Source organism: Myxococcus sp. AB025B, from assembly GCF_006518215.1.
Lineage (GTDB): Bacteria > Myxococcota > Myxococcia > Myxococcales > Myxococcaceae > Myxococcus > Myxococcus fulvus.
Genome location: NZ_SRLW01000342.1, coordinates 1 through 10,141 on the forward strand (window position 1 = coordinate 1; position 10,141 = coordinate 10,141).

Annotated in this window: 8 protein-coding genes; 6 read left to right on the top strand and 2 right to left on the bottom strand. The window is 63.5% G+C overall.

The features are described 5' to 3' along the window. Positions 1 to 59: 59 nt before the first annotated feature. A complete protein-coding gene (locus FL311_RS36765) occupies positions 60 to 470 on the bottom strand; it encodes a hypothetical protein (RefSeq protein ID WP_141332350.1) in 411 nt (136 codons plus the stop codon). 645 nt (positions 471 to 1,115) lie between these two features. Here FL311_RS36765 and FL311_RS36770 point away from each other — a divergent pair. Continuing rightward, complete coding sequence (locus FL311_RS36770) at positions 1,116 to 3,221, top strand: virulence-associated E family protein (protein WP_228557321.1); 2,106 nt, start codon at positions 1,116 to 1,118, stop codon at positions 3,219 to 3,221. A gap of 62 nt (positions 3,222 to 3,283) precedes the next feature. Here FL311_RS36770 and FL311_RS36775 read toward each other — a convergent pair whose 3' ends face one another. Beyond that, positions 3,284 to 4,264: a restriction endonuclease gene (locus FL311_RS36775; protein WP_194869514.1), complete on the bottom strand. Its 981-nt coding sequence runs from the start codon at positions 4,262 to 4,264 to the stop codon at positions 3,284 to 3,286. A 122-nt stretch (positions 4,265 to 4,386) separates the two neighbouring features. On the opposite strand from FL311_RS36775, the gene FL311_RS36780 reads away from it, so the two are divergent. The 5 genes from FL311_RS36780 to FL311_RS36800 all read left to right on the top strand — a co-directional run bounded on the left by FL311_RS36780 (position 4,387) and on the right by FL311_RS36800 (position 10,047). Beyond that, the gene (locus FL311_RS36780; RefSeq protein WP_141332353.1) at positions 4,387 to 5,655 is read left to right on the top strand and encodes a PD-(D/E)XK nuclease family protein; all 1,269 of its coding nucleotides are present in this window, start codon (positions 4,387 to 4,389) and stop codon (positions 5,653 to 5,655) included. Between the two features lie 27 nt (positions 5,656 to 5,682). Then, positions 5,683 to 7,608 carry a DEAD/DEAH box helicase gene (locus tag FL311_RS36785; protein ID WP_141332354.1) on the top strand — a complete coding sequence of 642 codons (1,926 nt, stop codon included), beginning with the start codon at positions 5,683 to 5,685 and terminating at the stop codon, positions 7,606 to 7,608. Positions 7,609 to 8,212: 604 nt separating this feature from the next. Continuing rightward, the gene (locus FL311_RS36790) at positions 8,213 to 8,845 is read left to right on the top strand and encodes a hypothetical protein (protein ID WP_141332355.1); all 633 of its coding nucleotides are present in this window, start codon (positions 8,213 to 8,215) and stop codon (positions 8,843 to 8,845) included. Further along, positions 8,842 to 9,303 (top strand): hypothetical protein, encoded by a 462-nt coding sequence (locus tag FL311_RS36795; RefSeq protein ID WP_141332356.1) that lies wholly within the window; start codon positions 8,842 to 8,844, stop codon positions 9,301 to 9,303. Before FL311_RS36790 ends, FL311_RS36795 begins: the two co-directional genes overlap by 4 nt. A gap of 390 nt (positions 9,304 to 9,693) precedes the next feature. Beyond that, a complete protein-coding gene (locus tag FL311_RS36800; RefSeq protein WP_228557323.1) occupies positions 9,694 to 10,047 on the top strand; it encodes a hypothetical protein in 354 nt (117 codons plus the stop codon). Positions 10,048 to 10,141 lie beyond the last annotated feature (94 nt).

Genomic DNA, 10,141 nt, shown 5'->3' on the forward strand with positions numbered 1-10,141 from the left:
ACGTCCACGTCGGGGAACTCCTCGGCTCCTCTGTCAGGAGGAGACCGGTTCGGTTGGTTTCACCGAGGAGCTTCCCTCTTTCCCGCTCGTCCCTCCTCGCCATCTACACACTTATAGGGACACGACCTCCGAGCGCGGAAGTAGGCCACATCGCCGAACGACTGCCGTCCCCGCGAAGGGTCGAACTTGTCGACGGTGCGCAGCACGGCCATCGCGGCGACCTGTTCGAGATCTTCAGGCGACAGCGAGCCGGCGAACGGCAGGCACTTGAAGACGGCGCACCGGATGACGGGACGCACGGACACGAGCAGCTCGGCGGACAGGAGTCGCTCAAGCGCGGCGTCCCCGTCCTCTCGGGCCTGAACGATTCGCGCCACGAGGACGGTCTGCTGTGCTGCCTCGGTGGCGTACCCGTAGCGTGCAATGGCCCTCCCGACGCTGGCCCTGAAACATTTGGGCTCGTGATACATCGCCGCGCGCAAAGCACGCCTCATGCCGGCCCCACCCAATTCACACGCAGTCTCAGACACGGTGTATCGACACCCTCACTCGGACTTGGCCGCACGAATCCGGCCCTGCGGCACGAGTGCCGCTCACCAAGTAAATGGGTGTGACTTCCCCGAGTGGCTCAGCGCGGGCGCCCTCGACAGAGCGTCAGCCTCAACAAGGGGCCAAAGGGGTACGCGTAATATCCATAGAGCATGCTCACCTCTTCTATGTACACATCCCCCTTGTTCTTACTCCTACATCTTCTTTGGCTTAGGGAGTTATACAGAGTGGTTCTGCCAGCTTGATGCTTGCCACCGCGAAGAAAAATCGCCGTGTGAGCCACCGCCAGAATCCACACCCATTTACGCAGGGTGACCACTCCAACTTCAGTCGCCCCTGCCGTCCCTCCTGTCCACCCCGACGCCCCTGTGCGAGTCGCGCTCTACGCGTCCGCTCAGGACAACGTGCCGCAAGTCGTCGACCTATCGTGGCCCGAGCTGTCAGCAAAGCTCGTCGACCATCGTCGCAGTCAGTGCCCCACGTCGCCTTGCTCTCGCGGCTGTCCCGCAAAGAACGGTCCGGCATGGAGCCCCGTCGACATCGTCGAGCGACGACGCACCGAGAACGTGCGCGCCGTCACCGTCGCCGTGTTCGACCTGGACCACCTCAGCGCGTCGCAGCTCTCGTTCCTCGACACCGTTGAGCGCAACGGGCTGGCCTACGCCCTCCACTCGACCCACAGCAACCGCCCGCCCGACGACTACTGCCTGCGGCTCGCTATGCCCCTGTCCCGGCCCGTCCTGCCTGGGGAGTGGCCCTCGGTGCGCGAGGCGGCAATCCGCATGCTCGGGCTCCCCGCCGACCCGGCCACGAAGGACCTGGCACGGATCTACTACCTGCCGGACGCGCCCTTGGGTGCCGAGCCCTACGCGGCCAGTGGGGACGGAGCGCCCCTGGACGTCGACGGGCTGCTCGTCATGTCCCGGGCCGGCCTGCCCACCGTGGCGGCCCCGATGCCCTCCCCGAAGTCCGAGGCGCCCGTCGACCTGTACGAGCTGCGGGCCCTCCTGCGACGCATCCGCAAGCCCGAGCACTTCGCTATCGTCCGCCGCGTCCTCGCGGGCGAGGCCCTGGCCGCCGTCGGCGAGCAGGACACGACGCTGAACACGCTGATGTCGTGCGCCGCCTTCGTCCTGCCGCTCTCAACGCCCGAAGCCGTGGTCGTGGAGCTGTTCCTCGCGTCCTTCGCGGCCACGGATTGGCGCGAGGGCACCGAGCACCTGTGCGAGCAGGCTGTCCTCAAGCTGCGGCGCCACCGCGAGCGTCGTCGGGCTCGGGATGCCGGACGGCTCGCGGAGAATGACGCCATTTGGAAGTCGCTCGGTGGCACGGCCCCGGAGGCCCCCGCACAGGTCGATTCAGGAGGAGAGGAAGACACCCCATCCCCCGACAACTGGATGAGTAAGCTCACGCTCGACCCGGGCAAGGACGGCACGAACAAGATTCGCAACAGCGAGGCGAACGTCTTCGCAGTGCTGCTCAACTCCCCCGAGTGGCGCGGCGTGCTCCGCTTCAACGAGAGCACCAAGCAGCTTGAGATTGAGGGAGGTCCGCTCGGAACGAATCCGGACCTGGAGACGCTGGATGTCCTCGTGGCCAACTGGATTCAGCAGAGCAGCTATGGCCAGCTCGGTTTGCGCCCCAAGGCGCTGGCCGTTTCACAGCAGATTCTCGGGGTTGCGAAGCGGAACAGCTACGACCCCGTCGCCGAGTACCTGGAAGGACTGGTCTGGGACGGCACTCCGCGGCTCGATGACTTGCTCGTGACGTACTTCGGTGCCCGAGGCGATGCCCGATACCTGCGGGCCGTCGGCGCGAAGTTCGCAATCTCAGCCGTTGCGCGTGCCCTGCGCCCCGGGTGCAAGGTCGACACGGTCATGATTCTGGAGGGCCCCCAGGGGCTTCGGAAGTCGACCGCGTTCCGCATCCTCGGGGGGCGCTACTTCACCGACGCGTACATCGACGTGACGAACAAGGACAGTGCGATGCTGGCCTCTCAGTATTGGCTCATTGAACTGGCCGAGCTGACGACGTTCCGGAAGTCGGAAGACCAGGCCCTCAAGGCGTTCCTCACCAGAACGGAGGACACCTATCGGCCGCCCTACGGACGCACCACCGTGAAGTCACCGCGTCGGTGCGTGTTCGTCGGAACCACGAACGAAGACGACTACCTGCGGGACCCGACGGGTCATCGGCGCTTCTGGCCGGTGAAGTGCAGCCACATCGACACCGACGCCCTCGCGCGTGACCGCGACCAGATTTGGGCCGAAGCCGTCGCGCGCTTCAACCAGGGGGAGTCGTGGTGGCTCACGTCCGAGGAAGCGGCGGGCGCCGAGCAGCAAGCCTCCCTCCGCGCCGAGAACTCCGGGGACAGCCGGAAGGAAGTCATCTTGAAGTGGATTCTTGAGATGCCTGCCGACAGGCGCCCCAACGACGTGACGATTCTCCACGTCGGCGTCGAAGCCTTCGGGCTCCACCCGGCGCAGGTCGACCCGCGAATCTCACGGGAAATCGGCGCGGCCCTGAAGGCACTGCACTTCACCCGTGGCCAGCGCCGGATGGGGGACGGGACTCGGCCGCTCGTCTACTACCTCCCGGACGAGCTGAAGAACGCTCCCACGGAGATGCGAGGAGAGCAGAGAGGGACATTTCGCACCAATTCGAACGCTTAAACAGAGAGTGAGTGTGACAGGCCGAGGAACTCGTCCTGGGAATGCTCCCCACGAATCCGACCTCACTCGAACGACAAGATCTCCGCCAGATTCTCAGGAGGCGACCACAATCCCGTCCGCGCCTTCACATAGGTCTGGCAAATCGAAACCACCTTCTCCGTCCCCCCATACCTTAGTCGCTGCCTATCAATCACAGTAAGTTGCTCGAAGGCATTGCTCGTAAACCCATAAGTGGACAAGAAAACCCCACCATCCTTCTTCTCTTCAGCTACCACCTTCAACAGTCGCTCCACGGCTGCCCGACCGACTCGCGTGGCAGAGCGCCAATGCTTAATTTCAACATAATACTCAGCGCGCCTTCCCCTTACGTTGCAAGCGAGCACTACATCCTTCCCTCCATCCTTCGAACCAGGAGTAAGCTTCACCTCGAAACCCAGGCCATCAAAAACCTCAGCCATCACTCGCTCAACATCGCGCCATTCCAAATGAGCAAGCGCCTCCGGCGAAGCAGCAATTTTGCGAGCAAATACGCCGCTCACTTCGCGCAACACCTGACGAATTTCTGCCTCAACGTCCACCTTAGACACACGCAGCCGGCCGACCCAGTCCTGCAGGCCGTCAAGATCCAGCAACTCCACCTGCAGCGGCAGTGCGCGCGAAACAGCATCAACAACGCCGCGCTCAAATCCACGATTGCTCACAAGAATTGCACGCCCAAAGCCGTACATCAGTGCCGCACCAACCAGTTGCTCCACACTCGCCAGCGTGACTTTCTGGCCTTCACTATAGAACTTCGCCTCAACCCCAATAACCCCTCCAAGTTCGGCCGCCCCATCAACGCTTGCTCGACGAGCCCTGAAGTCGATTCTTTGACTCCTACTCGCATCAGGCGGTTCGAGGACATAGCCCTCCTGTAAAAATAGCGGCTCAAGAATCCCACCCAAAATCCTCTCCGCGTCGCTCGGCCTCTCAAAGTCGCCTTGGCGAAGCCGAGCAATTTGCTCATCCACAGAATCAAGAGAGATTGAATTCGCGATTGACACAAGACCTCCAAGAGCCTCAGCAGAGTGCCAACATAGACGAAGAGCCCGGTAGAGCAAACCTGGCACGAGCGCCGCCTAGTCAATGCTGAGCCACTCTCGGAGGTCGCACTCATTTAGGGAGGGTGACGCCCTCTCGCGACGCCCCCAGCAACACCGCCTCGGTCATCGCCGGGGTCATCCAGCGGTTGAGCGTCTCGCAGCTCAAGCGCCACAAGCTGTGCCCCCGCGCGTGGTTCTTCCAGAAGGTCATGCGCCTTCCGGAGCCCACCACGGGGGCGCAGCAGGTCGGCACCGAAGGCCACGCGCAGCTTGAGCACTTCCTGTCTACGGGCGAAGACGTGCTCGGCGCATTCGCGAAGGCGGGCGCCCATCTCCTGCCGACACCCGGCCCTGACTTGCTCGTCGAACAGCCCCTGGACGGCGTGCCCCCACTGACGGCGGGCGACATCCCTTTCGCCGGGTTCATCGACCTCGTGGACGCGCGGCGCCTCGCCTCCGACGGCGTGCTGCGCATCACCGACCACAAGTTCACGAGCAACATCGCCAGCAATGCCGCGAGCGCCGAGCAGCTCGCCGACGCCAACACTGAGCCCGGTCTTCAGATGGTCGGCTATGGCGCGTGGGCACTCGGCCAGGTCGAGCGATTCCCCGAACTGCGCGTCCTCGAACTCGAACACCTCTATTACCAGACCCGAGGCCAGCGCCTTGCAGCCTCCGTTGTCGCGTCGGTGCCCGTCGAGCACGTCGCGCGCGAGTGGCGGACCAAGGTCGAGCCCCAGGTCGAAGCGATGAAGGAGCACGCGCAAGCCGCCCGCGCTTCCGACGTGCCCGCGAACTACGGCCCCGCCTGCACCAAGTACGGCGGGTGTCCGTTCATGGCGAAGTGCCTCACAGGAGAGAACAGACCGATGTCCCTGCGTGACAAGCTGCTCAACAAGTCCGACCTGCCCGCCGTCCTGCCGCCCGACGCGCCCCAGCCCAATCCCGTCCAGGTGGCGCCCGAGGTCGCCGAGCAGCCCGCGCCGAAGCGTCGAGGCCGCCCTCCGAAGTCCGAGCAGGTCGCGGAGGTGGTGCGTCAGCGAAGCGTCCTCTTCGTGGACTGCATGCCGACCACGTTCGACGGGCCGCCCCCGATGGCACTCACCGCCTACGTCGACAGGATGCACCGCAAGGTGGCCGAGGCCGGCGGCGTTGACGACGTGCGCTTCGCGGGCTCCGACTCGGCGCTGGGGTTCGGCAAGTGGCGCGGCGCGCTGGCGATGGCCGTTCGCGCCGAGCCTCCCTGTCCAGGGCACTACTTCGCGCTCGGCCTCGCGCACTCGGAGCTGATGCAGGTCATCGTCGAAGCTCTCGAACCGGCGTTCGACGTCGTCGTTCGCGGCATTCGCTGATCACACGCGGGGCGCCAGCTCTCCAGCATGAAACTCCTCCACCGGCTCAACCCGGGTGCGGCGATTTCCGCTGAGCGCCCCGCTACCACTACGCCCGTCGCCCTCGCGAAGCTCGCGGGTGACCGTGCCACCATCGCGAAGGGGCAGCCCGTCGGCTGGTCTCCCGACCTCGCGCGGGTTCTTGGCCTCCCACGCCGGGACCTCGCGCGCACCTACGGGGACCGCGACTTCGCCACACTGGAAGCCTCGCTGCGCGCGCCGCCTGACGCTCGTTGCACCTGCCGGGCGCTCGGGAAGCGATGCCCGTCCTCGTTGCTCCCCATCCAGCGCCTTGCCCTTCTGGAGGCCGCGCGCACGGGTGGAGGGCTCTTCCCCATCGGCGTGGGGCACGGGAAGACGCTGGTCGACCTGCTGCTGCCCCTGATCATGCCCGGGTGCAAGGTCGCCGTGCTCCTCCTGCCCTCCAACCTGCGCGCGCAACTCGTCGACGTCGACTGGCACTTCTACGGCGGGCACTGGCGCCTGCCCAACCTCGCGGGCGGCAGGTGGTTTCGACCTGGCTTGCCAGTCCTCCACGTCATCACCTACGAGAAGTTCTCAACCCAGGAAGGCACCGACCTCCTGACGCGCATCCGGCCAGACCTCATCGTCTGCGACGAGGCCCACAAGCTGAAGGACCGCAAGAGCGCGCGCACGGGCCGGTTCCTCCGCTACCTGGAACAGCACCCCGAAACGCGCCTCGTGGCCCAGTCGGGCACGCTGGCAACGAGGACGGTGAAGGACTACGCCCACCTCGCGGAGTACGCCCTACGCGACGGGAGCCCCCTCCCGCTCAAGCACCACGTCGTCGAGGAGTGGGCCGCGGCGTTGGACCCCGGCCATGCCGTTGCGCCTCCTGGGGAGCTGCTGAAGCTGGTCGACTCTGCCGCCCCCTTGGAGCCGCTCGAAGGAGAGAACGAGGCCGAGCGCGAGCGGCGGCGGGTGCGTGACGCCTATCGGCGCTGGCGCAACGCAACCCCGGGCGTCGTGGCCACGGACGAGAGCGCCGTCGGCATGCCGCTGGTCATCCGCACGCGCGACCCGGGCAAGGTCCCCGACGAGCTGCTCGCGCACATTCAAACCGCCCTCGGAGGGCAACGCCCCGACGGCGAGGAGTTCGTGGACGAGCTGCAACGCGTCGTCTGCGCGCGTCAGCTCGCGAGCGGCTTCTTCCACCGGTGGCGATACCCGGCCATTCAGGGAGCGCCGCAGGACCCCGAGCTGATTCTTCGCTGGTTCTCTCGCCGGCAGGAGTTCAACCGGGAGCTGCGCGAGCGCCTCAAGCGCCCCGCCGAGCACCTGGACTCCCCCGGGCTGCTCGTGCGCGCCGCGATTCGCGCCCACCAGTCCCCGCCCTATGACGGCGACCTGCCGACGTGGCGTGCGGCGTCCTGGCCCGCCTGGGGCGAGATTCACAAGCGCGTCGTCCACGTCACGGAGGCCGTGTGGCTGAGCGACTTCATTGTGCAGGACGCGGCGAAGTGGGCGCTGCGCAAGGGACAACCGGGAATCGTCTGGGTGGAGTTCCCGGAACTGGGCGAGCGCATCGCGAAGGCGGCGGGAGTGTCCTTCTACGGGGGCGGCCCGGAAGCGTCGGCGACCATCATCCGGGAGGGCGGGAAGCGGTCCATCGTCGCGTCACTCCGCGCCCACGGGACAGGGAAGAACCTGACGATGTTCTCGCGGATGCTGTTCGTGAACCCGCCCGCCGATGGCGCCGCGTGGGAACAGTCCATTGGCCGATGCCATCGACAGGGACAGAGCGCCGATGAAGTCGAGGTGGATTTGTACCAACACACCGACGAGCTAGTCGGGGCCTTCCAGAAGGCTCGCGACTTCGCCCGGTTCATCGAAGAGACGGAGGGCACACCACAGAAACTGTGCTTCGCGGGCGCGAGTCAACTGGTCTGTTAGCCAACGCAGCCTGCTGCATCTTGCCAATCCCAGAAAGCACTTACCCCAGAACACAGTTGGCGACACTGAACCACACACGCCGTGCTGACTCCGTAAACTCTCGCTGGAATCCAGCAACTCTGAAAGTCCCTAGAGCAACGTAGGCGGCCCCATGAGGCCCCTAGCCGAGGGGCCCGCGTGACGAAGAAAGTCCATAGATATACTCTGCCTACCTAAACCGAGAGCCAGCGTCAAAGTCAGCATCGAGAAAGAGGGAAGCAGATGGCGACGACGCCGTTTCCCGTTGGGCCGACAAAACACAAGACGACACCCCTTCACTCAGCAACCACTGCACTACTACTACTCGCCACCCCATCCAACAACATAGAACCCATCCCCAGCCACGTCCCCCCATCAATCACCACCACACTGCCAGCCAACGGACTCAAACACACACCCAAGGCCATCAAGATACTTGAATTCACACCAGCCGATCTCGAATGCCGACTCTCAAAAAAGGAAAGAGTCTGCCCTTTTCTAGACTTCGGGACACTCTACGCCTGGATAAAACACCCTCCTCTCACCCCCCCCCTGGAAAGAGAATGGCCAAGCAACCGCCAAACTCTTGTCGCTACTCAACGAATACGGCCTTGAACCCAAGGACCCCAGAAGCACAGAGGATGGCTTTGCATTTGGCGTAACCGTCCCAGAAGGCCATACAGCTCATTGGGCACAAATACTCCGGCAAGACTCCAGGATCAACTCGGTCACGATCACCGCAATGGTAGCGATGGCGAACTCTATGATAGAACTCGACCAACAGTACACCAGATCCGGACCAAGCCCCGTCCCCCCAAGCGGAGTGACCCTTAGTGGGCAAGTCAACACACAGCAACTACAAGAGAACATCCAGAAATTCTTGTCCCAGAAATACCGCCCCCCCAAAGCACGTCTCATCCGCGAGAAGAAAGCCCACGCGGCACTCCGCTTCACCATTGACAAAATGCGCGGAGAAGTAGTGCCGAACCCAAGTCGCTGGGAGCGTCTTGAGCTATGGGCAATCATCCCTGCATCCATGGGAAGCGAGCCCGCCATCCACTTGCTCCTTGATGGCTATATCGCATCAGGAAACTCCATGGAACCTCCTCCTTACGACCGCTACACCACAAACATGAATAGGAACCATGCTACGGAGATTCAGCAGTATGTGGACGCACTAGGCTCCGACTTAAAAAACTTCCTGGAGAGCCAGCCATGACACGACGACGCTTGCGAGAACTGCTAGCAGCAGCATGGATCGTATCGCACATCACAACGATACTCGTATTGCTCTACTACGCATTCATCACTGAAGTCAGGTTGCAGTTTGATGAATTCACCACGGCCGCCAGCATCATCGTGCCAATGCTGGCGACATACACAACCATGATAGTTAGGTATTTCACAAAACACGCCGGCGCATCATCGGCCTCTGGAGGAAGCGTCAATGCCGTGTTCGCAACACTCGCATTCTCATTCCCTCTCCTCTTGGCGCTGTACCTCAACGCAGTAATTGCAGCATACGCGCATGGGGCAATCGGCAATCCCGAGCAGTTCAAAGCAATGATCGCCATCGGGGAGGGGGCTTTTGGCATCTACGCAGGACAGTTGCTAATGGGACTTTTTGAGACCGATGCCCAGCACCCACAGAAACCCGTCGAAGCTCCCAGCGCTTGAGAGCATTAAACACCCAATACCCATAAGCCAGAAGGCGCTCCTGAACACAACCTCGGGCACCGCTAGCCCGAGGACGTGCACCGCCGAGGTGTGGTGCTCTAACTCAGAACACACTAGACGCACGTAAATCGCTCAAACCACACCCACGCCGCCGCAGTACCGCACGCGTTGCAAGAGCAAGCGCTCAGCCCAGACGTTCAACAGGCGGGGACTATAGGCGGACCTCAGTTCATCTACTGAAAGCCCAGCGGCAACCCACCGACCTATACTCTTATTAGGTATCAAGCAGAAGCGCAGCAGCACTGAGCCACTCCCAGAATCCGCACGCATTTACGTGGGGTCAGCGCACTTCGCTGCTGACGCAACCCAAGCCGAAGGGCCCACGTAGCCATGAACAACGCACTGACGAAGATTGCCACCGCCCAGGCCGCCACCGGGGGCCGCTACCCCCGCGCCGGGCGCTACCTGCTCGAAGTCGCGGTCATCCGCATGAAGGAGGGCTTCAAGGGCGACTCGGCCATCGCCGAGCTGAAGGTCCGCGAGTCCGAAACCCTCCCGGGTAGCGAGTCCCCCAGCCGCGTGGGTGAGACGGTCGACTACGTCGAGAACCTCAGCGACCAGAAGAAGGGCGGCGGCGGTCGCTTCAAGTCCTTCCTCATGACGCTGGTGGGCGCGGACGAGCACGAGTTCGCCAACCCGGCCGTTCTGAAGAATTATGCCGAGTCCGGCGTTATGCGGAGTTGAGGGGTATGCCGCGCCGCCCACGGTCGATCCGACCTAGCGTGTCGAGGCCATGAGACCCTTGGCCAACTCCGCATAATCGTGAGCTTCCTTTGCT